This window comes from Streptomyces sp. NTD91 (assembly GCF_059510455.1).
The window spans coordinates 143,811-168,128 of record NZ_JCAJZW010000010.1 but is presented as its reverse complement, the minus strand read 5'-3'; the positions used below and the strand labels follow the sequence as shown (position 1 = coordinate 168,128).

Genomic DNA, 24,318 nt, shown 5'->3' with positions numbered 1-24,318 from the left:
CCAGTCCTCAGCGGCGTCCGTCGTAGGGGCGGCCCGCACGTTCGCGGCCACGCCGCAGATCGGCGCGGAGCAGCCGGGCCAGCGGGTCCAGCAGCCGCCGCGCCAGCTCGTCCAGGTCCACCACGGGCTCCTGCCGCGCTCCCGCCGGTCCCGGCCTCCCGGCGCCGGCCGTCCCGGGCACCGGCGGCGCGGAGGACGACCGTTGCCGCCCTCGCGGGGGCACGGCCGTCACGGGCACCCCGGCGGACACGGCGCCGTCCCCGGCTCGGGCCGCCTCGCGCTGCACGGCCGGCCCCGTGGGGCCGGCGGCCCGCGGCGCCGCCGTCGCCGGCGCGGTCGGTGCGGTACGTGCGGCGCGGACCACCGGCACGAGCGGGGCGCCGGCAGCCGGGGCGTACGGCTGCTCCTGGAGCGGTGGTGCCTGCGGATCGGACAACGGCAGGCTGAGCGGCCGTACGGCCATGTCGCCGCCGGCGGTGGTGCGTTGGACGGGCGGAGCAGGCCGTACGACGGGTACACCCCGTGCGACGGGCGGGCTCGGCTGCCCTCCGGGCACGGTCGGCCGGGTCCGCGGTGGACCGGACGTACCGGAGGGCGGGTCGGCGGACCCCGACGGCACCGGACCGGCAGCGGCGCGCTGTACGTGCGGCACTTCGGGACCCGGCACGGGCGAGGGCGCGGATGCGCTCAGGACAGGGTCCGGAGCGCGGCGCCAGGACGCGGCGACGACGGGTCGCTCGGCTGCGCGGGTTCCCGTGGGCGGCGCGACGTCTTCCGGCGTGCGGGTGTTGACGGTGAGCGGGCGCCCGGCGAGCAGGGCGAGGCTGCGGGGTGCGGACCGCTGCCCCTGAGCCGGGAGTGGTCGGCGCCGGATGACACCGGGTGTGTCCGCACCGTCGGTGCCGGGGCCGGGCCGGGCAACGGTGACCGAGCGGGCGACGACCAGCGGCGCCGGTCCACGTACGCCTGCGTTGTCCGCCGCCGTGGTCCCACGGGCCGGCGTTCGACCGCCGGTCGAGGTCACGGCGCCTTCCGCTGCGCCCGCCGGTGTCGACGCCGACGCCTCGCGGGACGTGGGTGCCTGGCCCGGTGCGGGGGACGGGTGTGTCTGCGGGGTCCTGCGCTGCACGGCATCGGTCGCGGAGGCGATCCGGGTGAGGACGACCGGCTCCGGCCGGCCCGCGCCGGCTGTCGTCGCCGACTCGCCGGTCGAGGTCGCCGGAGGATCGGGTGCGGCGGCGCGTTGCACGGCACCGGGTCCGACCGCGTTGGAAGGCGCCGATTGCGGGGCGACCGGAGTGACCAGAGGCGCGGCGGGAGCGTCCGAGGCGCTCGACGTGGGGTGCGCAACTCCTTGGATCACAGGTGAGCCCGGGCTCCCGCCGCTCTCGGTGCTCGTCGCGCCCAGCAGCGGCGCGGAGGGCTTCCGGGCACCGGAAGCGGTCGCGGGCGTGTCCGTGACGGTGCGGTCCGGGCGCACCGGGGTGCGTTGGACGCGCGGGAGGGCCTCGGCGCCACCGGCGGTCGGGAGGCCGGCCGCGCCACGGGGGCCGGCCGGGGGTGCCGCGTCCGCGGTCGGCGGCATCGCGGACAGCGGCGCCCCGAGTCCACCACCTGCACGGGCCCGGGCGACGGACGGCTCGGGAACGGTCGCCGCGGTACGGGGCGTTCCGGTCGCCTGGGCCTGGGTCAGGGTTTGGCTCTGGGGCTCGAGCCGCGGCCGGATCTGGTGCGCCGGGCGGATCTGGAGCGTTGCGGCGTTTGCGCCGTGCGGGCCCGGCGTCGCATCGGTACCAGGAGCGCTCGCCCTGCGCTGCACGATCGGGAGTTCCGGTCCGGCCGACGGGTGTGTGCCGGTGGTCGGACCGGTCTCCTGGGTCCCGTCGGTGGTCAGTGGCCTGGCGGTGGCGGGCAGTTCCGACAGGGGAGCGCCGAGGGGCGCCCGGCTGTCGGGGCGTGCCGGGCCGGCGGTGCGCTGCACGGGAGGCACGGGGTTCGGCGTTGCTCCAGCCATGGTTTCCGGCACCACGTCAGGGCCCGCAGCGGGGAGAGCGGCCGCAGGGGTGGGCCGAAGGACCGCGATGCGGCGCACCGGCGTGGCCGGCCGCCGGGCGACGGTCAGCGAAGGGCCGAGCGGCCGAGGGCGCACGGAGCGGGTGCCGGTGGTGCCCGACGCGCGGGCCAGGGCGGCGGAGACGTCGGGCGCCGGCGTGGCGGGGGCTGTGTGTTCCGTCGTGCCGTTCGTGTCCTGACCGTGCGGCGCGGTGCGGCCGGTGTGCGGAGCCGTACCGGGGCCGGAAGCGGGCCGGGGCGCGGTGCTGTCTCCCGCGGAGCGGGGCACCACGGCGATCCGTCGCACGACCGGCAGGTCGGGGTCGATGGCCCGGCGACCCGGGTCGGCGGCGGACCGCCGTACGGGAGTGTCCGGTGCGGCGACGGTCACCAGGGGGCCGGCGGCAACGAGGCCACGGCTGGGCGACGTCCCGGCCGAGCACTGGACGGAATGCGGAACGGCCTGGCCGGACTGCCCGCCCCGGCCCGAGGCCGCCGAAGCGGTCGCGCCGGCTCCGTCACTGCTCCCGACGCCTCGAGGAGTCGCGCTCCGATCCGCAGCCGCCGTTCCGGCGGAGCCAGGCGAGTCGCTGCCCGCCCGCTGCCGGGACCCGGAATCCCGCCGCGTGCCGGTGCCGTGGGGCCGGGCCCCCGGTCGTGCCCTGCGGGGCACCTGAGGCACGGGCGCAGCGGACTCCTGTTGCGCGCCGGCCGTGTCCGGACGCGGCTCGCCGGGTTCCTCGGCGCGCGGACTGGTCTCTGCGGCCTCTTCGGCCTGCTGACGCGGTACGCGCAGCAGCAGGGGGCCGCCGGCGGTGTGGGTGGCGCGCGCCGCGACCGGACCGGTGACGCCGCGCACCAGGCCGACCGGCGCGGAAGGCAGCAGTGCGTGGCCGAGACCCGCGTCGAACGACGGGTCCTGCCAGGACGCGAGACCCGAGCGGAAGGCGAGGCCGTCGCTCACACCGAGCGGGACGCGGGCCACCGTCAGCGTCGGCGGCGGCGTACGGCGCCACCCGCCGTCCCAGTCGTGGGGCACGGTCGGGCCGGCTGCCACCGACGCGGGCGCGCCCACGGCACGCGGCGCGGCCTGCTGCGTGGAGCCGGGACCTGCCGGGGTGCCGCCGGCACCTGGCGCCGTGGCCCGGCGGCGCCGTCTGTCCCGCCATGCCATGAGCTCAGCCACCTTCGTTCACACGGGTGTTGATACGGGCGATCTCGGCCACCCACTGCCGCCGCTCGGCGTGGGTGAGGTCGAGGATCTCCTCGCGCTGCCAGTGGAAGTGGTAGGCGATGTACGCGATCTCCTCCCGCAGCCGGGGGAGTGCGTACGTCACGATTCCCCCAGGCGCCCACCCGAGAGGTCGACCTCGAAGCCGCCCTCGCAGTGCGGGCAGACCACCGCCGCGCGGGTGTGGCCCTCGCTGTTGACACGGCGGTAGAAGTCCTGGAGGAACGCGACGTCGGTGGCGTACATCCGCTCCACGATCCCCGCGTGCACATCGGTGAGGGTGCCGAGCCGGGTGATCACCTGGCTCAGCAGCACCACACTCAGATATGCCGGGTTCTCCTTGACCCGCAGATCGATCTGCGGCCGCAGCTCGTCCCGGGCGGTGGCCAGACGCATGGCGCCGTGCCGGTGGAGCGTGCCCGCCTCGTCCACGTAACCGCGCGGCAGCTCGAACTCGAACTCGGTGCGCAGCCCGTGGTCCTGAGAGGGCGCGGGTCGGGCGGCCGGAGTCTTCGGCGGGGCCTGGGGCTGGTCGGCCGCCTGAGCGGGCGCCGTCGCCTCCAGGAACTCCTCCAGGTTGCCGGCCGTGACGGTACGGCGCCTCATTCGACGACGATCTCCTCGAACACGATCGTGACGGTCTCGGTGGCCGCGGAGGACTCGCCGGCCTTGAGGGAGGGACCCTCCCACTTCGAGGCCCAGCCGTTCATCAGCTGGATACGGCGGACCGTCTCGCCCTTGGTGTCCTTGATCTCGATGGTCAGGTTCTGCCGGGCGGTGTCGACGGCACCGTTGTTCAGCGTCTCCTTGATCCACTTGGTGAACTCGCTGCTCTTGTCGAGTCCCCGGGTGATCGTGATCTCGCCGGCCTGTCGTGCCCCGGGCTGCTTGCGGATGATCTGCTTGCCCGTCGACGTGACCTGCTTGACCTCGACGACCTCCTCCTCGACGGAGAAGCCGCTGATCTCCTGGATCGACTCGACCATGTACCCGCCGAGCTGCACGCCGAAGACGTGAGTGGAGAGAGCGTCGCCTTCTGCCATGACTGTCTGTCACCTTTCCTTCGCGGACCCGCGGGTCACTCGTCGATGAGGCTGGTGCTGTCGGAGAACTGGGCCAGCCGGAACACCACGAACTCGGCGGGCTTGACCGGACAGACGCCGATCTCACAGACGACGCGTCCCTGGTCGATGGAGGTCTGCGGGTTGTTGTCGCGGTCGCACTTGACGTAGAACGCCTCTTCGGCGGTGCGGCCGAAGAGCGCGCCCCGGCGCCATTCCTCGGTGAGGAACGCGGTGACGTTGCGCCGGATGCTCGACCACAGCCGGTCGTCGTTCGGCTCGAAGACCACCCACTGGGTGCCCAACAGGATGGACTCTTCGAGGTAGTTGAACAGACGGCGCACGTTCAGATAGCGCCAGGCCGGGTCGGAGGACAGGGTGCGGGCGCCCCAGATCCGGATGCCACGGCCGGGGAAGGCACGCACGCAGTTCACGCCGATCGGGTTCAGCAGGTCCTGCTCGCCCTTGCTGAGCCGGACCTCCAGGTCCACCGCGCCCCGGATCACCTCGTTGGCGGGCGCCTTGTGCACCCCGCGCTCGGCGTCGCTGCGCGCCCACACCCCCGCGATGTGACCGCTGGGCGGGACGGTGGTGTTACGGCCGGCCGCCGGGTCGAAGACCCGCACCCACGGGTAGTAGAGGGTGGCGTACCGGGAGTCGTAGCCCGCTTCCTCGTTGCGCCACTGCCGCACCTGCTGCGCGGTGAGCCCGGGGGGAGAGTCCAGGACGGCGACCCGGTCGCCCATCTGCTCGCAGTGCGAGATGACCGCGAGCTGCACGGTGCGCACGCCCTCGGCGTCGATGTCACCGCGCTGGTAGGCGCCCATCAGGTCCGGGACCGCGACCATGGTGATCTCGTCGATGCTCTCGAGGCCGGCGAAGCCGGTCCGGGCGGAGGCGTCACCGACGTACTCGGCCGGGTCGATCCGGGACACCGCCTCGGCGACGGGCGCCGCGGGCGCGGCCGGGGCGTCGGGCACGGCCACCGTCTGGCTGGCCGGCCGCGTCTGCGTCGCGTCACGCTGCTCGGTGACCTCGACCAGCTTCGACGCGCGCAGCTGGGTGACCACATAGCCCTTGACGTTCTTGCGGGTGGAGACGTCGTACGTCTCGACCACCTGCTCGCCCTGGCGGACCAGCAGTTTGAAGCGGTCCTCGGGCGGGTTCTCGCCGTCGGCGTCGGCGATCTCCACCGACACTCCGGAGGTACCGGGCCTGGCCGTGATCTGGAATCCGCCGAGCGACAGCGGCTGGGCCGCCCGGACGTCCCGGGGCCCCTGGCCACCTCCGGACGTGGCGGCGCCGTCGGCGGAGCCGCCGATGCGCACCACGTAGGCCGCGCCGCCGCCGTTGGAGAAGTAGCCGTACACGGCGTGCGCGAGGTACGTGCCCTCGGTGAACCCACCGAACAGCTGGGTGTACTGGTCCCAGTTGGTGACCAGGGTCGGTTCGTGGAAGGGCCCGCTCTGGGTGAACCCGACGAACGCGGCGACGGCGGTGCCGACCCCCTCGATCGGGCGGGCACCGGACTGCACCTCCTCCACGTACACGCCCGGGGTGAGGTACGTCGGCATGCTCGCTCCTTCACGTTCCATCGGATCACCTGCGTCGATGCCGAGTCTCCGGGGCGGATCAGGCCCGGCGGCAGGGGCGCCGGTACCTTGCCGGGGGCAACCGCACTGCCTTTCCGGACGCCCGCGCGGACCGCTGGGGAAGGAACGGCGTCCCGGGCCGCCCGAGTTCGGCACGGGACCGGCCGGTGAGGCTCCTCACGCGCCCAGGACGTCCGCCAGATACGGCCCGAACTCGCTCTCCAGGACCAGCCGACCGAGCTTGCGGTACTCCTGCACCACCGCCGTCACCAACTGCCGCATGGTCAGCGGGCCCCCGTACTCCGCGGCCAGATAGGCGGCGGTGACCGCGCAGGCCCGGATGGAGCCGCCGGCCAGTTCGAACCGGTCCGCGCAGAAGCCGAGGTCCAGGTCGTCCGCGCGGGGCAGCCGGGCGCCCAGACACCTGTCCCACAGGGCCAGCCGCTGGGCCGCGTCGGGCACGGGGAACTCCGCCACCACGTCGAGCCGGCGGGTGAACGCCTCGTCCAGGTTGGCCCGGAGATTGGTGGTCAGCACCGCGATCCCGTCGAAGGACTCCATGCGCTGCAGCAGATACGCCGACTCGATGTTGGCGTGCCGGTCGTGCGCGTCCTTGACCTCCGAGCGCTTGCCGAAGATCGCGTCGGCCTCGTCGAAGAGCAGGACCGCATTGACCGCGGAGGCCTCGGTGAAGATCCGCTCCAGGTTCTTCTCGGTCTCGCCGACGTACTTGTCGACGACCGTGGACAGATCGACCACGTACAGATCCATGCCGAGGTCCGCGGCGACCACCTCGGCCGACATCGTCTTGCCGGTGCCCGACTCGCCCGCGAACAGCGCGATCACGCCGCGTCCCCGGCCGCCGCCGGGCCGCATCCGCCACTGTCCGAGCACCTGCTCGCGATGGCGGGCGCGGACGGCGAGTTCACGCAGCCGGCGGTGGGTCGCCTCCGGCAGCACCAGGTCGTCCCAGCCGACCGCCGGCTCCACCCGGCGGGCCAGCCGGGCCAGTCCCGCGCCGTTCTGCGCGCGTACGGCGGACCTGAGGTCGTCGGGGCGGACCGGGTGGCCCGCCAGCGCGGCGGAGCGCAGCGCCGCGTCCGCCGCGCGCCGCAGCTGTCCGCCGTCCAGACGGTGCGCGGCGACGGCCCGGGCGAGGGCATCGGTGTCGCCCGCTACGGCACCCTCGGCGTCGGCCAGGGCCAGAGCGTGCCGCCAGCGCGCGGCCTGTCGCTCGAGGGAGGGCGGAGCCACCGGCAGGACGACCGGCGTGTCCGGCCCCCATGCCGGGTCCCAGCCCTCCCTGCCGTGGGTGAACAGCGGGACGCCGCGCAGCGCCGTGCACAACGCGCTGACGGCACAGGCCCGTTCGGCCGGTGCCCCGGGCAGTGCCTCCAGCGGGCCCAGGACGACTCCGGCACCGGTGAGGCGGGCCTCCAGCGCCGCGACCCGGGCGAGCGCGGGCACCTCGCCGGAGCGTCGGGCGAGTGCCGCCGCGTCGAGGACCAGCGCGCCCAGCCCCACCGCGCGCAGGGCCGCGCCGGCGAGTCCCGGCGCGTCACCACCCCGGTCGAGCAGATGCACCGACCCCGTTCCGGTGCGGGCGGCACGCGTCGCCCGGCGCACCTCGTCCACGTCGGCCGTCGGGTCGTCCGCAGGCTCGCCGAGCACTCCGGCGAGCCGGGCGTCCGGGTCCGTCCCGCCCAGCAGATGGCCGGTCACCCGGTCCGGTACCGCGAGCACCCGCGACAGCGGTGGCCGCTCCGGCTCGGTGACCTCCAGCAGTCCGCCCGCGACCAGCGGCGCTCCCGGTGCGAGGCGGAAGCGGGCGGCCGACGCAGACGCGAGCCCGCACAGCTCCAGCGACAGGGCGACCGTGGGCCTACGGCGGGTCAGATCGTCGTTGAGATAGCCGTAGAGCCGCTCGAAGCGGGCGTCCAGGTCCGGTGCCAGCGCGATCAGCAGCAGGTCGGTGTCGAGCGGCGACAGCCCGAACCGTGCGGCGAGCGTGCCGAGCACGGAATCGGGTGGCGGGGACAGCGGCTCATATCCGGGCACGTCGAGTCCGCCGGGATCGTTCAGGATCCGCTCCACTGCCTCGGGGGAGAGGTACTGGCCGCGGTAGGGGTCGTCGGGGTCGGGATCGACGGCACGGCGGGCGGCCACCGCGTGCCGGACCCGCTCCTCGACCAGCCGCAGCCGCTCCCACAGGGGATCCGTGCCGGCCGCGGTGACGACATCGGCGGGATACGTCACGGCTGGCGGCCCCCTCTGCGGCGGCGGGCGGACGCCGGGTGCCGCTCGCGCGGACCGGCGAAACCGTCCGGCCCCGGGTCGCTCACGCCCTCGTAGCGCAGCCGACGCCCCGGCACCGGATCCCCGTCCTGCCGCTGATCCGTGTCCTGCCGGTGTGCCCCGTCCTGCCGGTGATCCGTGGCCCGCACCACGAGGCCCTCGGTCACCGGCGGCGCTGTCGTCCTGCTCGCCCCGGCGAGTGGCGCGCGCACCCGCACACCGAGCGATGCCTTCAGCTCGCCGCCGAGTGCCGACCACACATCGGAGGCGGACGGGCCGTCGGGCCCCGCTCCGGCGGCCTCCAGCGAGACGGTCAGGCCCAGTTCGGCCAGCGAGCCCGTGAGCAGCCGCTCCGGCAGCGCGTCGACGGCCACCAGCGTGGCCAGCACCTGGGCCAGCAGCCGATGCTCGTCCTGCGGGCGGCTCGCCCACGCCGTGACCAGGTACGTCAGCTCGAACCAGCGGGGCGGGGTGCGGCGGGCCACCACACGTCCGTCCGCGTCGTACACCTCCCCGGCGCCGCTGCCACGCCGACTCGCGTCCTCCCGGATGTCGTACAGGAACGCACAGACGGTGGGGGCGTTGCGGCGCGCGGCCCAGTCCCGGGTCGGCGCGTCGAGGACGATCTCGACCCCGGACGCCTCCAGCCCCGACTCCGCGAGCAGACCGCGCAGTGCCTCGTCGACCTCGTGGATCACCGGCGGGTCACCTCGTCCGGCGGCTGCACACTGCCGTTCACCACCAGGAAGTCGGTCTTCACCGGGGAGAATCCGGGCCCGCTCGCGCTGATCGTCCGCGGGCCCGTCTGGTCCTTGGTGAGGATGAGCAGCTGGCCGATGAACGTGCCGTCCGGCCCCGGCACGGTCGGTGCCGCGGCGGCGGTGATCCCCGGCTTCCAGGTGAAGCGCACCGGGACGCCCGGCGGGAAGTCCTTGCCGCGCACCGAGGTGACGAAGCCGGGCTTGCCGATCGGCGGGACGGCGACGATCTTCGGCTGCAGGATCCGCAGCGTGGTGTGCGTCCGGTTGTCCCGCGGGTCGGCGTCCGTGCCGGTGGTGGTGAGGGTGCCGGTGACCCGACCGGTCAGCGCGTGGTCGGGGGAGAGCACCACCCGTACGACGGCGGAGTCGCCCGGTGCCAGGTCCGGCAGCGCACACACCCACCGGGTGTCGCAGCCGGCCGGCGGCCCCCCGTTCGGGATCCCGGAGGGCAGGCCCATCCGCAGCCGCAGCCGCAGCCCGGTCGCCAGGGCGTTACGGCCGTTGCGCACGGTGTACGTCACCACGACCCGGCCGCCGACATAGCCCGGGTCGGGCTGGGCGGTGACCCGGACGCCGGGGCCGGCCTCCGGGGCGGGCGGGGGCGGCGGGGTGGGCGGTGTCGGCGGCGTCGGAGGCGGAGTGGGAGGCTCGGCCTTGTGCACCGGCACCACGGTCCGGGCGGTGTTGTCGTCGGGCTGCGGGTCGATCACGCTCCCGGTGACCGACCAGCCCACCGGGTGGTCGCCGACGGCGAGCCCGGTCAGCGTCACGGTCACCGGCACGGTCGTGCCGGGCGGCACCACACCGATGTCGCACTGCAGGGAGGCGGCGTCACAGGTGCCGCCCGGCCGACGGATCCTGCTCACACTCACCCCGGCCGGCGGCGCGATGGTCAGCCGGGTGCCGGGCGAGGCGGCCGGGCCGGTGTTGACGATGTCGACGCGGACGTCCGTGGAGTGGCCGACGGTGACCGCGGGCACCGTGCCCGGGGCGTGCACGGCCAGGTCCACCGACTGCTGGACGCTCGGCTCCTTCTGCCGCCCCGGCAGTTCCAGGGTGAGCGCGCTCAGATGGCCGGTGGCCACATTCAACCGATGCAGCTTCTCGGGGCAGTTGACCGGCGTGTCGGTGCGTGCGCTGAAGACAATTCCGGTGCCGTCCGCGGTCCAGGCCGCGTCACGCGGCTGGTGGGGTCCGGTGACCGAGCTGTCCGGCAGCTCCCGGCGGCAGGCGTCGGCGTCGCCGCGGGCCGACTCGGGCAGCAGCACCTGGCAGGTGTCGCCGGACACGGAGGTGAGCACCATGCCGTTGTGCTCGTCGACCCGGCCGCCGCCGTTCTTGCGGTTGAAGGCGATCTGCCGGCCGTCCGGCGAGAACGCGGGACTGTCGTCGATGACCGCGCAGGTGGCGGGGCAGATCGTCGCGCTCAGATCGCGCTGCTGGTCCGGATGGTCCACCGGCACGGTCCAGATGTGCTTGTTGCCGCCGTTCCCGTCGATGGTCATGTTGCGGGTGAAGGCGAGCGTGGTGCCGTCGGAGGACCAGGTGGGCTGGGCGTCGCCGCCCGTCTGCCGGCCGGCCGGCGGCACGATCTCGTGCACGATCGCACCGGTGGTGGCGTTGGCGATCAGGATGTGCCCGGGACCGGAGGCGGAGCCGACCCCGCCCGGCGACGTCCGGGTGAACGCGACGAACCTGCCATCCGGCGACAACGCGGGGTCGGTGTCCCAGTCCTTCGGTCCGCGCCCGGCGAGCGGCATGGGCGCGGCGTTGGAGCCGTCGGCGTCGACCGTCCAGATCCGCTCGATCCGGTTGTCCGTGTCCCCCTCGAACCGTGTCACCACGATGCGCCGGCCGTCGGGTGTGTAGTTCTGCCGCTCCGTCCACGGGTCGTATCCGGCCGCCGGGTTGAACAGGGGGTCCTTGGTCGGATCGGTGTTGCTGTCGGCCGCCGGGTCCTCGTTCAGGATGGTCAGCCCGAGGTCACGCGGGTCGGCGCCGTCCGCCCGGACGTCCTGGAGGGTCACCACATGCGGACCGTGCACGCCGTTCGCCGTGTTGCTGCCCTTCGCCGAGGTGCGGTCCACCACGACATAGCCACCGTTCTGCGGGCCGACCCAGGTCGGCGTGCCGACGGCGCGGTCCTCCATGAGCACCAGGCTCGGGCCCGACGCGCGGTTCCGTACCTGGTACACGTGGTCCCAGTCGCCCTCGCAGCCACAGGTGCGGTCCGGACTGAGGAACAGTACGCCCTCCCCATCGGGCGTCCACGCCGCCCCATGGGTCCGCCAGCCGGTCGGTGTGCCGGTGAGCAGCGGCTGGTCGCCGACCGTGCCGCCGGTCACCCGGAGCCGGGGGCCCGTCGATTTGCCGGAGGCGGTGGGGGTGGAGGTGTACGCGATGAGGTCGCGGTGCCCCGGGTCGTTCACCGGGTTCCACACCGGTTCCGTCGCCTTGTCACCCAGCGTGCCGGTCACCCGGGTCGGGGTGCCGCCGGCCAGCGGGCGCACGTAGATCTGCTCCCCGAAGACCGCGTCGCTGTCACACGCGTACGCCAGGCGCTGCCCGTCCGGCGAAACCGTGGGGCTCTCCTCGTTCGCCGGCGTGTCGGTCAGCCGGGTCAGCCCGGTGCCGTCGGTGCGCACCAGCCACAGGTCGCGCTGCTTCTTGCCGTTCGGGCCGCCGGGCTCCGCCGAGTCGAACACCACGGACTTGCCGTCCGGGGTCAGCCGGGGGTGTGCCGCGTCCCGGCCGCTGGTCAGCTTGCGTACCGAGCCGTCGGGGGCGCGTAGATAGATCTGCGGATTCTTCTCGTCGCGGCGGCTGGCGAACACCATCGTGTCGCCCAGGGCCGACGGCTCGACGTCGTAGTGCGCCGGGCCCGCCCCGAACAGCGGCTCGCTGTCCTTGGTGTCGACCACCTTGCCGAGGCTGCGGTGCCCGGTGCCGGCGTAGGCGATCCGGGTGGCGGAGGCGTCGACGGCCTTGGGCTGGGCCTGGGCGCTGCCCGGTCCCGAGGCCGCCGTCAGCGCGAGCAGCGGGACCAGCAGGAGCAACGAGGCTCCGAATCTCCCCGGCCGACGTCGCCCGCCGGGGTCAGCGGTGCCGTTCACGGTCCACCTCGCAGTCTCGGAACACATGGGTCGCCCCGTCACTCTGTGTCCGAGCGGGCATCGCGCGGCAGGGCGCCGGGGACCTGCCCGGGGGAAGTGTGGGCTGCGCTTTCGGGCAACATCGCCGAGACACCACATAGGTGACGGGCGCTCAGATCAGTCCGTTGCGCAGTGCGTAGCCGACGGCATGGGCCCGATTGCGTAACTGCAGACGTGTGGTGATCTCATGCAACACGTTCTTGACGGTCCGTTCGGAGTACGACGTCTTCCGCGCTATCTCCGCGGTGTCGAACCCGTCCGCCACCAGGCGCAGCATGTCCGCCTCGCGCGCGGTCAGCGTGGACAGGGTCAGACCGTGCGGGTCGAGCGCCGCGCGCTGCAGACTGCCGACATGGCTCAGCAACTTGCCGAGCAGGTCACCGGGGAGCACGCCTTCGCCGTTGGCCAGGGCGAGCACCAGATGAAGGAGCCGGTCCTGGTCCGCCTCGGCGCGCCGCAGCACCGCCGCGACACCGCACTCGACGACCCGCTGCAGCGCCGCGGACTCGAAGGAACCGACCACGAGCCCGGTGCGGGTCGCAGGGTTGCGCTGCAACCGCTGCAGCAGGGCCATCACCTCGTCGTCCACGGAATCGACGACCACGAGGGACGCGTGTGCCCGTTCCGCGTCGGTGTCGTCCAGCAGCTCCACCTCGGGACGCTGGCGCAGCTGATGGACGACACCGATGCGCAGGACCAGGTCCTGGGCGTAGACGGCGACGGAGACCCGGTACGGCCGGTCGGCCGTACCGGCCTGATGTTCTGCTGCGGAGAGGGGCATGCGGAGTCCTGTTCCAGTGGGAGTAGGGAAGGGATGCGGAAGGCCGCGGAAGCCGAGAAGGGCACGGCGGCGGGGCCCGCCGGAGGTTCGCGGGCCGTTCCATGAGCCATCAACAGGCCTGCCGCTTCCGCAAGTCGAGTTTGACCGTGCGGGGCACGCACCCTGCCCGCATGTTGCCCTCGCACCTCTCGTGGCCGTCCGGAGGTGGTTCTACGGTCGTCGCGTGATGCCTTCTGCAGCCTCTTCCGGCCCCGGACTGCCCGGGCTCGACATGCCCGACGTGACGGTGGCCCCGGGCGGTACCGCCTCGACCCGCCTGACCGTCCGCAATGACAGTGACATCGTCGAGGCGTACACCTTGGAGGTCGTCGGTGATTGTGCGGCCTGGGCCACCGTGGAACCCGAGCGGGTCTCGCTGTATCCCGGCACCTCCGAGACGGTGACCATCCGGCTGGACCCGCCCCGCGCGCCCGAGGTCAGCGCGGGTGATGTGCCGCTGGGCGTACGCGTGCTGCCGGCCGAGCACCCCGAGGCCGTCACGGTGCCCGAAACGACGGTGCACGTGGAGGAGTTCCACGAGCTGCGCACCGAGATCCTGCCGCGCCGCCGACGTGGCTGGCTCCGGGGCCGCTACCGGCTGGCGGTGCGCAACGAGGGCAACGCCCCGGCCCGGATCGTCCTGACAGCGGAACAGCCGGGGGAGGAGCTGCGGTTCGCGTTCACTCCGGCCGAACCGACGCTGGAGCCGGGCGAGTCGGCGGAGACCCGTCTGCGGGTACGCACCGGCAAGCCGGTCTGGTTCGGCAAGCCCGTGGTCTGGCCATTCACCGTGAGTGCCACGGACATCGCGGCCGCTGAGCGTGCCGAGCGGCCGGGCGCCCTCGTTCGGCCGCCGCTGGAAGCCGAGTTCGCTCAGATCCCGATCTTCCCCAAGTGGCTGCTCGCGGTGCTCGCGGCCTTGATGGCGCTGCTGCTCGCGTGGTTCGCGCTCGTCCGTCCGGCGGTGCGCAGCGCCGCCAAGCAGGCCGCCGACGAGGTGGTCCAGCCGCGGCCCACACCCCGTGGACGGAACGGGCAGTCTCCCGGGACCGGGTCCGGGGACAAGGCGGGTACGGGTACCCAGGCAGGCAAGGGTTCGACGTCGGGCAATGGCGGGGGTGGCGGCACCGGCGGGGACGGTGGCGGTGGCGGCACCGGTCAGCAGAGTTCGGCCACGATCGACGTACAGACGTCCGGCGGGCAGAACAAGACCGGTACCTATGTGGTGCCCAAGGGCAAGGTGTTCGGGATCACGGACATCGTGGTAGCCAACTTCCAGGGCGACGAAGGCGTCATGACCATCACCTTCGGCGACCGGAAGATCACCACGATCGCACTGGAGACCTTCCGCAATCAGGACTACCACTGGGTCACCCCCATCAAGATCCTCGAGGACGCCAAGGTCGCCGTGAAGGTGACATGTGCGAAGCCCGGTACTCCGGCAACCGGCCAGCAGGCGCAGCAGTGTCATGAGGTCCTGAACGTCAGTGGCGTACTCAGCGACGTCACCCGGTGACATCGCTCCCTCGAACATCGTTCGCCTCGTAGGGCACGAGCGGAAGAGGAGAATCCCACTCCGTCCGAAAAACGGCAGAGCGCGGGATGTTTCCGGCACCTTTCCAAAAGTGCCGGAAGCCCGGAAGCAGGGGCCTCCGGCGGCTTCCGTTCGGCTCCGGTGAGTTCAACCACGCGACGCAGATGGCCAGTTCACGCGCCTGATGCCACGCCTTGCAAGTGCGAGGCGCCCTGAGTGGTGTCAAGGCGGCGCGCCGATCCGGCGTGCGCGGAGTCCGGCCCGCACGGGGTCCGGGACCACGCCGGAACCCGTCCGACGGCAATCCCCTTGCCCGCAAGGCTGCCCTCGCGTTCATTCCGCGGCCCGGCGAGTTCGGGCAGGTTGTGGTGTTGAAGTGTGTCCGGCTTCGAGGGGAGCACCCGTGCGCGCGCACGACAAGGAGAACGAGCAGAGCGACACGCGGTCCGCGCCGCGTCGGCCGGCCGGCCCGGCGCCCGCCGGGCTGGAAGCGCTGCAGCGAGCGGTGGGCAATCAGGCGGTCACGCGGGCCGTCGCACGGGAGCGGGAGGGGCAGGTGCAGCGTCGCTCCCTGGCGCACGACGTGCTGCGCTCTCCCGGCAGGCCCATGGACGCCGGGCTGCGTGACGAGATGGAGGCCCGGTTCGGAGGTGCCGACTTCAGCGGTGTGCGCGTCCATTCGGACGAGGTCGCCCGCCGGTCGGCGGTGGAGATCCAGGCCAAGGCGTACACCTCGGGGGCGCATGTGGTCGACGGCGGCCGGATGACGAAGGAGGACTGGGCGCACGAGCTGACCCACTACCTGGACCAGCAGGCCGGCCCGGTTCCCGGTACGGACAACGGCTCGGGCCTGCGCGTCTCGGACCCCGCCGACGCGGGAGAGCGCCGCGCGGTCGCCAACGCGCGCAGGGTGATGAGCGGCGGCGCGCCGGTGCAGCGGACGGCCGAGGAGCACACGAGCGGCCACCCCACCGGCAGCCACCGGACCCACGCGGCCTCGCCCGTTCAGCGGACCGAGGACGACGACCTGCGCAACGCCAAGACGCCGGACGAGATCCTCGCCGCCCTGAAGAAGTCGGGCCATTCGGACGACGACGCCTGGCAGTTGATGCAGTACATGACCTCCCAGCAGTTCCGGCCCGGTGAGGGGCAGAGCGAGTTCGACATCCTCGACAGCATCAAGCAGGCCTCGCAGCAGCGGATTGCCCCGGTCCGCAGGAGGCAGGCCGGAGAGCTGCTGGCCAAGCGGTGGACGATCCGTCACTACACGGGCCGTGATCCGGAGAACCCGCCGAGTTTCACGGAGATCGCGTCGACGTACGAGAACGCGGCCGCCGGCCGGGCGAGCGAGCACACGAATGTCGCCGACTGGCGCTCGCTCGGCAACATCAAGTTCACGTTCTACCTGGTGGCCGTGGACGGCAAGGTGCCCCAGCGCAACTGGCTCAACAACACGCACTGGTACGCGGAGTGGGACCTCGACGAGATCCCGGACTGCTGGATCTCCCCGGACCTGCTCGAGAAGATGAACAAGTCCATGGACGCCGACGCGGCCCGAGAGACGATGAAGACGGCCAAGGCCTTCCGCGGAACCGGCGCGCAACTCAAGGAACTGCTCGCGGTCAGCGCCTTCGGTAGCGGCAACGATCCGGCCACTGCCCTCGACACCGCGATCGGCGGCGCCTTCGAGCTGAAGGTCCCCGGCGGGCTGACGGTCGAGGAATGGAAGAAGAAGTAGGTCCCGGCGAACCGTCCGGCGGGGTCAGGAGGAAGCGGAGGACGGTGTCGACATCGGCGCCCATGAGCGGGGCGCCGTGCGCGAAGCCTGGAGACCGCATGGCTAGGGCGTGTTTCGAAAGTGGCGTCGTCCGCCCGGAGGGCGGGGTCCGCGGCGTCTGGTGCGGTGCATCGCAAGGCGGAGGGTCGTCCTCGTACCGGGCGTACGTGGACGATCCCGGCAACGCGGCGAGGTGCCGTGCCAGGCGTCGCGGACCAGACGGGACTTTCGAAACACGCCCTGATGTCGCCCGAAGTGGTCGGACGAAATATTCGGCAGCCGCAGGGCCGGCGGTCAGTCCAGGCTGCTCAGCAGCCTTCGGCCCTCCTCCCGGGCGGCGGCCACCGCCGGCTCTGCGAGCCCGCACAGGCGCAGGCACGACGACGCGATGGCCTCGGTGTCAGCCGCGTCCGGCTCGCGGGAGCGCCGTATCTGGATGACGACCTCCACCAGCTGGATCAGCAGTTCACCGAGCCGCTCGGCGGGCAGGCCGCGCGCGACGTCCTCGGTCGCCGCGAGGGCGCCCAGCGTGCCGTAGCTCGACTGCAGACGGCCCCGCTCGGCCCGGAAGGCGTCGAACCGCTCGGCCCGCACCTCCGGCAGCAGATAGAGAGTGCCGATGTTGAACGGAGTGCGGGAGAGGGTGCGTACGTCCATGGCGGCCACGGCGTAGAGTGCGGCGGCCGCATCCGCCTGCTCGGGCACCAGGGCCCGGATCCGGTCCACCATCTGCAGACTGGGCCGCACGGACGTCGCCAGCAGCTCGGCGAGGATCTCCTCCTTGGTGGCGAAGTGGTAGTAGAGCGAGGCCTGCCTGATGCCGACACGCTCGGCGATCATGCGGGTGCTGGTGCTGGTGATCCCATGGGCGACGAAGAGCGCCCCGGCGGCGTCGAGGATCTGTTCCCGGGCGGAGGCGCCGGGGTCGGACGGCGGCGTGTGCCGGGGCCTGCCTTGACGGGGACGCGTCGTCGTCATGGCTCCATCCTGCCACCAGGTGTCCGCCAGGCGGCCTCCGGTCACGCGGACGCCGTGTACGCCCGCCAGCCACCGAAGCGGGTGATGTCGGGCGCGCCCGCGACGGCGTACGGCTCGACGAGGAAGCCGCAGACCTGCCGCCCGTCGGACAGTTCGACGGTGCCGATGGTCATCGGCGCGGGCACGGCGGCGGTGAACGCCCCGAACCCGGCAGCGGGCAGCCGCCAGATCTCACCCTCGACGCCCGTTCGTGCGTCGCCGCCTGACGCCGAGGCGTGACCCGTCCCGGCGCCGGCGCCCCGGCCGCCCTCGGTGACCCGGAGCAGGCCGGGCTTGGGCGGCTCGGTGGCCAGGGCGTACAGCCGGTAGCCGCCCGCGGTGCGGGCCAGGCCGGTCAGGGTGCCACCGGCCTGCACCAACTGGGCATTGAGGGGCTGACCGGTGAGGTGGGCGCCGACCACGAACAGGTCGAGCCCGGGGCCGGCGAACCGCTCGGCCAGCGCGGCCAGGGCGCGGTCGGAGAAGGCCGGTCCGGTGAACATCACGCCGAACGGCAGGCCGTCCACGAACCCGGCGGGAACGGCGAGCGAGGCGCAGTCCAGCAGGTTGGCGAAGTTGGTGAACCGTCCCAACCGGGCGTTGGCGCCGACCGGGTCGGCCGCCACCTCATCAAGGGTGGGATGCCCGGTGGTGGTCGGCGTCAGGAGAGCTGTACAGCCGTCGAGCACCGCGCGTCCGGCGGCGCCGAGCGCGGCGAGCCTGGCGGCGTCGGCGGCCCAGTCGGCGGCGGTCTTCTCCCGGCCTGCCAGCACGATGGCGGCGACGGTCGGATCGAGGCCCGCCCCGATCAGGTCGCGGTGCTTCTCCAGATGCGCGCCCACGGCGGCGTACCGCTCGGCGACGAACGCGCCGCCGTACAGCAGTTCCGCGGCCTGAAGCAGCGGGGTGATGTCGGTTTCGACGATCTCCGCCCCGGTGCTCGCCATGCGGGCGACGGCGGCGTCGAAGGCTTCGCGCCAGCCGTCGGCCATGCCGTTCAGATGCTCCCCGGCAGGTACGGCGATCCGCGGGCGGGCGGGGGGCGGCGGGAGCTGGGTGCCGGTACGGGAGAGCGGATCGGCCGGATCGGGGCCTTCGGCGAACTCGGCTGCGGTGCGGGCGAGTTGCAGGTCGCGGGCGAAGACGGTGACGCAGTCGAGGGTGTAGCAGGCGGGGACCACACCGGTCACGGGGACCAGGCCCTTGGTGGGCTTGACGCCGATGATGCCGTTGAGGGCGGCGGGCACCCGCCCGGAGCCTGCCGTGTCGGTGCCGAGCGCGATGTCGGCGATGCCCAGCGCCACCGCGACGGCGGATCCGGAGGACGACCCGCCGGAGATGCGGGCCGCGTCCCAGGCGTTGCGCACCGCGCCGTAGGGGCTGCGGGTGCCGACCAGGCCGGTGGCGAACTGGTCCAGGTTGGTCTTGCCGAGCACCACCGCGCCGGCCGCGCGCAGCCGCGCCACCGCGGGCGCGTCGGACCGCGGTTCGTAGGCGTACGACGGGGCGCCTGCGGTGGTGGGGAGGCCGGCCACGTCGATGTTGTCCTTGACGGCCACCACCAGGCCGGCCAGCGGCAGTGCCGGGTCGATACCGGCCACCTCGGCGAGCACCTCTTCGAGTGGCCTGAGGCTGATCCAGATCTCGGGCCGGCCGACGCTGTCGATGCGGTCGTAGGCGGCCTGGACGCGGGCGGTCGATGCCATGGCGTTCATGCCCGCACCGCCGCGAGGATCTGGCCGGGGGCGACCTGCTCGCCGGGCTTGACGTAGATCTCCAGCAGTGTCCCGGCGGCGGGGGCGTTCACGGTGGACTCCATTTTCATCGCCTCCAGGGAGAGGATCGCATCGCCGCTCGCGATGGTGGCGCCCGGCTCGGCGGCGATCTGCCAGACGGTGGCGGTGTACGGTGCGGTGACCGGGACCGCCCCGTCCGGCAGGGTGACGGCGGCAGTGGCGGTCACGGGTTCGGGATCGTGGTCACGGTCGAACTCTCCGGCGGCTCGCCAGCGTTGCCTCTCGGACTCGAAGGCGGTGCTCTGCCGCCGGCGGAACGCGGCGATCGAGTCGGCCTCCGCGGCCAGGAACGCGTTGTACTCGGTGATCGAGAAGGTGCCTTCCTCGGTCGGGAAGTCACCGCGCCCGGCGTCGGCCTCGGCCCGCAGTTCGAGCAGTTCCTCCGCGGTGACGGGATACCACTCGATGCGGTCGAAGAAGCGCAGCGCCCACGGCGAGTCCTGGAACAGGCCGCCCTTGCGGAACCGGTTCCAGATCTGCACGGTGCGGCCGACGAACTGGTAGCCTCCGGGGCCTTCCATGCCGTAGATGCACAGGTAGGCGCCGCCGATGCCGACGGAGTTCTCCGCGGTCCAGGTGCGGGCCGGGTTGTACTTGGTGGTCACCAGGCGGTGCCGTGGGTCGAGCGGGGTGGCGACGGGGGCGCCGAGGTAGACGTCGCCGAGGCCGAGCACCAGGTAGGAGGCGTCGAAGACGGTGCGGTAGACGTCGTCGGCGGTCCGAAGGCCGTTGACCCGGCGGATGAACTCGATGTTCCACGGGCACCACGGGGCGTCGTCGCGCACCCCGGCCATGTACCGCTCGATGGCGAGCCGGGTCGCCGGGTCGTCCCAGCTGAGCGGCAGCCGCACCGTGCGGGAGGGGACCACCAGTTCGTCGCTGGGCGGGACTTCGTCCTCCAGCTCGTGCAGCAGGGCGGTGAGGTCACGGGCCTTCAGCCGGCGGGCGTCGGTGTGGATCTGGAGGGAGCGGATGCCCGGGGTGACGTCGAGGATGCCGTCGGGCGCGTGCGCGGCGAGGGTCTCCTGCAGGGCGTGGACCCGCATCCTCAGGCCGAGGTCGAGGACCATGGGGCCGTACTCGACCAGGACGTTGTCGTCGCCGTCCCGGCGGTAGGTGACGGTGGGGCGGGCATCGGTGGCCTCCAGGCGGCCGAGAACGCCGTCGTCGCCGTCTCCGCCCGTACTGATCAGCGTGGGGGAGGCGCGGCGGGCATCGAGGGCGGCCGCCTCGGCTTCCCTGACCGGTACGAAGCGGACGGTGTCGCCGGGGCGGAGCTGGCCGACTTTCCACAGTTCGCCGCTGGCGACCACCGCGGGGCAGACGAACCCGCCGAGGGACGGCCCGTCGGGGCCCAGGACGATCGGTGTGTCGCCGGTGAAGTCAAGGGCACCCACCGCGTACGGCGTGTCGTGGATGTTGGAGGGGTGCAGCCCGGCCTCACCGCCGTCCTGGCGGGCCCACCGCGGCTTGGGACCGATCAGGCGGACGCCGGTGCGGGCCGAGTTGTGGTGGACCTTGTAGTCGGTGGCGTAGAGGGTGTCGATGTCGTCGCGGGTGAAGAACTCGGGCGCCGCGTGCGGCCCTTCGGTGACACCGATCTGCCAGTGCGAGGTGATCGCCGGCCGGCGCTCGGGCGGGGTGGGGCCGCCGTCGGCGGTCGACGAAGCTCCGGGCCGCAGTACGTCTCCGGCGCGCAGCGTCCGACCGGCGTGCCCGCCGAAGCCTCCGAGGGTGAAGGTGGAGGCGCTGCCCAGGTATTCGGGTACGTCGATGCCTCCGCGGACGGCCACATAGCTGCGCAGGCCCGGCCCCCGGCAGTCGCCGAGCACCAGGGTGGCGCCGGCCGCGACCGTGACCGGCTCCCACAGGGCTACGGCGCTGCCGTCGACCGTGACCGGAACGGGGGCGCCGGTGACGGCGACCACGGTGGCGGCCGAGAAGCGCAGGCTCAGCCCGCCCGCTGTGACCTCCAGGCCAGGGGCCCCTGCCGGGTTGCCGACGGCCAGGTTGGCCTCGGCGAAGGAGACGGCGTCGAAGGGGCCGCTCGGCGGCACGCCCACGTGCCAGTAGCCGAGCCGCCCCGGAAGGTCCTGGACGGTGGTCATCGCGCCCGGCACCAGGACGTCGATGCGCGGCTCGGGGTCGGCCGTGGTGGCGAGCGTGCTGGTACTGTGCACGGCCTCGCGTACCTCGCCCCGCGAGGTCAGCTCGCGCAGCAGGCCCAGGTTGGTGACGATGCCGTCGACCCGGCTCGCGGCCAGGGCCTGGCCGAGCGTGTCGAACGCGGCCTCCCGGGTGGGGCCCCTCGCGATCACCTTGGTGAGCAAGGGGTCGTAGTACGGCGAGACCTCCAGACCGGTTTCGGCGAAGCCGTCGACGCGCACGCCGGGCATGCTGTCGGCGCCCTGGCCGGGGAAGGCTGCCCGGGTGACGAGGCCCGAGGACGGCAGCGAGTCCTTGCCGGGGTCCTCGGCGTAGACGCGGGCCTCCACGGCATGGCCGGCCGGCGTCCACTCCCGCTCGAACACCGCATCCTCGACCCCGCCGTCGCGGGCCAGGGCGAGCATCAGTTCGACGAGGTCGACACCGTACGCCTCCTCGGTCACCGGGTGCTCGACCTGGAGGCGGGTGTTGACCTCCAGGAAGGCGGCCTCCTCGCGCACGGGGTCGTAGACGAACTCCACGGTCCCCGCGCCCCGATAGCCGACCGAGGCGAGCAGCCGGCGCGAGGAGTCGTGCAGCAGTGCCCGCACATGAGCAGGCAGGGCCGGGGCCGGTGCCTCCTCGATCACCTTCTGGTTGCGGCGCTGCAACGAGCAGTCCCGGTCGCCGAAGACGGCGATCCGACCGGTGCCGTCGCCGAAGACCTGCACCTCGACATGGCGGGCGGGGCGCACGAGGCGCTCCAGGAACACCCCGGCGGATCCGAAGTTGGACTCCGCGAGCGCCGCGACGCGGGTGAAGGCCCCGCGTACCTCATCGGCGGTGGCGCAGGCCTGCATGCCGATGCCGCCGCCACCGCCGGTGGCCTTGACCATCACGGGCAGCCCGATCGAGGATGCCGCGGTGACGGCCTCCTCGGCGCTTGCCAGCAGTTCCGTCCCGGCCAGTAGCGGCACTCCGGCGGCCTTGGCCAGGGCGCGCGCGGTGTGCTTCTCACCGAAGGCGGTGATCTGGTCGGCGGTCGGTCCCGCGAAACGCAGACCGGCCTCCTCCACGGCACGGGCGAAGGCGGTGTTCTCGGAGAGGAAGCCGTAGCCGGGGTGGATGATGCCCGCGCCATGGGCGAGCGCGGCCCCGATGATCGCCTCTCCGCGCAGATACGACGCTCGGGCGGGCGCCGGGCCGAGGCGGACCGCGTGATCGGCCTCGCGGACGTGCGGGGCGGCCCGGTCGGCGTCGGAGAAGACGGCGACGGTACCCAGGCCCATCCTCCTGGCGGTGCGGATCACACGGCGGGCTATCTCACCGCGGTTGGCGACGAGAACGGCGGTGGGGCGGCTCACGCGCCCTCCTTCGCGGTGCGAGCGGCTTCCGCGGACCGTGCGTCGACGTCGACCGGTGCCGGCTCCACGACGATCATCCGCAGCGGAGTGGGGTTGAAGTCGTTGCACGGGTTGTTCATCTGCGGGCAGTTGGACACCATCACCAGCACGTCCGTCTCGGCGCGCACCGCAACCCGACGGCCCGGCGCCGAGATGCCGTCCACGATGCCCAGCGCGCCGTCCGCCTCGACGGGCACGTTCATGAACCAGTTGAGGTTGGAGACGATGTCCCGCACCCCGAGGCCACGCCGCCCGGCCTCGGCGAGGAAGTTCTCACGGCAGCCGTGCTGGAACATCACATGATGGCCGTAGCGCAGGGTGTTGGACTCCTTGCCGCACGCGCCGCCGATGGTGTCCTGGCGGTCTACCTCGTTGGCGACGACGGTCATCAACGGACGGCCCTCGCTGCTGCGCAGCACGGTGCCGGTGCGCACATAGGCGTTGCCCTGCCAGGCCAGGGTGTCGGGGACGCTGTAGCGCTCCTCGGGATCGTCGGCGTTGTAGAGCAGACAGTCGGCCGACTGGTTGCCGCCGACGTCGACGATCGTCAGGACGTGCCCCGTCCGCACCACCGCCGACCAGGGCGCGTTGGGGGCCACCGTCTCGTCCAGGACGACTTCGCCCTCGACCAGGCTCGCACCCCAGTCCAGGGGGGAGCCCTCCGCGTGGACGGCGCCGACCGGGACGGTGGAGGCGACCGTGCCGCCGGCGGCGGTCGGGCCGCTGACGGGCGTGGAGTCGGTCCGTGTGGTCGCCATGTCACAACCCCCGGGCTTCGCAGTAGTCGACGGTGTTGAGGTACGCCCGGTGCAGTTCCGGAGTCGCCGTGAACCGCGGCTCGTCGCGGCCGGTCGGGGCGCCGCGCCAGGCATGCACCCGCAGTGGGCCGACCACATAGCCGGGACGAGGATCCAGCGGGTGGGCGACGTTGGCGACCAGCACCAGCAGGGGCATCTCCGCGACGAGTTCGACATGCGTGCCCGCCCCTGCGCTGCCCTGCCAGGCCAGGGTGCCGTCCGGTTCGACGCGCACGCCCTGGAAGAAGGACAGGCTGGGCGGCAGGTCGCGCCGGCTCAGACCGTGCTTGGCGGCCGCCTTGAGGAAGAGCCCGCGGCCGGACGGCGACGGCCCCTCGGGGCGGGCGTCACCGTACTTGCGCTTGTTCCAGGCGTCGGTGGTGGTGCCGCAGAAGGCGTCGTGCCGGCCGGAGGAGTCGCCGCTGACCACGGCCAGGACCCGGCCGTCGCCGGAGAGCAGCGGATGGTTCTGGCCCGGATAGGCCTGCCAGGGCACCTTCTGGGTATCGGCGACGTTCAGCCGCTCCACCGGCTCCAGGGCGTTGAAGAGCAGCAGGTGGGCGCAGGCGTCACCGGTCGGGTCGTCGAAGCGCAGCCGCGTACCGCGGGCAAGGACCTTGTGCGTGTAGCCACCGGGCGCTACGGTCTCCGCCCAGACCAGGGCGGCCGCGTCCACAGCCGGCGGGCAGTACGGGCTGTCCGACGCCGGAAGGTACGGCATCCACGTGCCGGCCTGCCCGCCCTGGGCGCGGGCGTCGGCGCGGGCGCTTCGGACGCTGTCGGTCAGGTGCAGATCACGGGCGCGGGCGGGAGCCTGCCCGGTCGGGTAGCGGCCCTGCTGCGGTACGGCCGTCGAGCTCTCGGTGGTGGTCATGGATGTCCCGT

The 24,318-nt window shown here is 73.2% G+C and carries 16 protein-coding genes; 2 read left to right on the top strand and 14 right to left on the bottom strand.

All coding sequences use genetic code 11. From position 1 onward, the window contains the following. Nucleotides 1–7 precede the first annotated feature (7 nt). The 9 genes from AC5WRT_RS14315 to AC5WRT_RS14275 all read right to left on the bottom strand — a co-directional run bounded on the left by AC5WRT_RS14315 (nt 8) and on the right by AC5WRT_RS14275 (nt 12,925). Entirely contained in the window at nt 8–3,226 is a 3,219-nt protein-coding gene (locus AC5WRT_RS14315) for a hypothetical protein (protein WP_496100275.1), read from the bottom strand. Nucleotides 3,227–3,230: 4 nt separating this feature from the next. Further along, a complete protein-coding gene (locus AC5WRT_RS14310; RefSeq protein ID WP_358656509.1) occupies nt 3,231–3,389 on the bottom strand; it encodes a DUF6760 family protein in 159 nt (52 codons plus the stop codon). Continuing rightward, nucleotides 3,386–3,889, bottom strand: a complete 504-nt coding sequence (locus AC5WRT_RS14305) for a hypothetical protein (protein WP_496098113.1) — start codon at nt 3,887–3,889, stop codon at nt 3,386–3,388. Before AC5WRT_RS14305 ends, AC5WRT_RS14310 begins: the two co-directional genes overlap by 4 nt. Beyond that, on the bottom strand, nt 3,886–4,326 hold the full coding sequence (locus AC5WRT_RS14300) for a phage tail protein (RefSeq protein WP_067132325.1): 441 nt from the start codon (nt 4,324–4,326) through the stop codon (nt 3,886–3,888). The genes AC5WRT_RS14305 and AC5WRT_RS14300 overlap by 4 nt, the downstream gene beginning before the upstream one ends. 35 nt (nt 4,327–4,361) lie before the next feature. Continuing rightward, nucleotides 4,362–5,918, bottom strand: coding sequence for a phage tail sheath family protein (locus AC5WRT_RS14295; RefSeq protein WP_496100274.1), 1,557 nt, complete (start codon nt 5,916–5,918; stop codon nt 4,362–4,364). A gap of 195 nt (nt 5,919–6,113) precedes the next feature. Continuing rightward, nucleotides 6,114–8,192: an ATP-binding protein gene (locus AC5WRT_RS14290; RefSeq protein WP_496098111.1), complete on the bottom strand. Its 2,079-nt coding sequence runs from the start codon at nt 8,190–8,192 to the stop codon at nt 6,114–6,116. Continuing rightward, a complete protein-coding gene (locus tag AC5WRT_RS14285) occupies nt 8,189–8,929 on the bottom strand; it encodes a Pvc16 family protein (protein WP_496098110.1) in 741 nt (246 codons plus the stop codon). Before AC5WRT_RS14285 ends, AC5WRT_RS14290 begins: the two co-directional genes overlap by 4 nt. Next, on the bottom strand, nt 8,926–12,048 hold the full coding sequence (locus tag AC5WRT_RS14280; protein WP_496100273.1) for a TolB family protein: 3,123 nt from the start codon (nt 12,046–12,048) through the stop codon (nt 8,926–8,928). Before AC5WRT_RS14280 ends, AC5WRT_RS14285 begins: the two co-directional genes overlap by 4 nt. A 208-nt stretch (nt 12,049–12,256) precedes the next feature. Beyond that, on the bottom strand, nt 12,257–12,925 hold the full coding sequence (locus tag AC5WRT_RS14275; RefSeq protein ID WP_496098108.1) for a helix-turn-helix transcriptional regulator: 669 nt from the start codon (nt 12,923–12,925) through the stop codon (nt 12,257–12,259). Between the two features lie 271 nt (nt 12,926–13,196). Between AC5WRT_RS14275 and AC5WRT_RS14270 the strand changes: the two genes are divergently transcribed. After that, nucleotides 13,197–14,480: a COG1470 family protein gene (locus tag AC5WRT_RS14270; RefSeq protein WP_496098133.1), complete on the top strand. Its 1,284-nt coding sequence runs from the start codon at nt 13,197–13,199 to the stop codon at nt 14,478–14,480. A 421-nt stretch (nt 14,481–14,901) separates the two neighbouring features. Continuing rightward, nucleotides 14,902–16,236, top strand: a complete 1,335-nt coding sequence (locus AC5WRT_RS14265) for an eCIS core domain-containing protein (RefSeq protein WP_496098107.1) — start codon at nt 14,902–14,904, stop codon at nt 16,234–16,236. A 333-nt stretch (nt 16,237–16,569) separates the two neighbouring features. Here AC5WRT_RS14265 and AC5WRT_RS14260 read toward each other — a convergent pair whose 3' ends face one another. Genes AC5WRT_RS14260 through AC5WRT_RS14240 form a run of 5 tightly spaced genes read right to left on the bottom strand, consistent with a single transcriptional unit; the run spans nt 16,570 to nt 24,307 of the window. Next, a complete protein-coding gene (locus tag AC5WRT_RS14260; protein WP_496098106.1) occupies nt 16,570–17,253 on the bottom strand; it encodes a TetR/AcrR family transcriptional regulator in 684 nt (227 codons plus the stop codon). 41 nt (nt 17,254–17,294) lie between these two features. Continuing rightward, nucleotides 17,295–19,007: an allophanate hydrolase gene (locus tag AC5WRT_RS14255; RefSeq protein WP_496098105.1), complete on the bottom strand. Its 1,713-nt coding sequence runs from the start codon at nt 19,005–19,007 to the stop codon at nt 17,295–17,297. After that, nucleotides 19,004–22,597 carry an urea carboxylase gene (gene uca, locus AC5WRT_RS14250; protein ID WP_496098104.1) on the bottom strand — a complete coding sequence of 1,198 codons (3,594 nt, stop codon included), beginning with the start codon at nt 22,595–22,597 and terminating at the stop codon, nt 19,004–19,006. The genes AC5WRT_RS14255 and uca overlap by 4 nt, the downstream gene beginning before the upstream one ends. Beyond that, a complete protein-coding gene (locus AC5WRT_RS14245) occupies nt 22,594–23,394 on the bottom strand; it encodes an urea amidolyase associated protein UAAP2 (protein WP_496098103.1) in 801 nt (266 codons plus the stop codon). The genes uca and AC5WRT_RS14245 overlap by 4 nt, the downstream gene beginning before the upstream one ends. 1 nt (nt 23,395) lies before the next feature. After that, complete coding sequence (locus AC5WRT_RS14240) at nt 23,396–24,307, bottom strand: urea amidolyase associated protein UAAP1 (RefSeq protein WP_496098102.1); 912 nt, start codon at nt 24,305–24,307, stop codon at nt 23,396–23,398. Nucleotides 24,308–24,318: the final 11 nt, after the last annotated feature.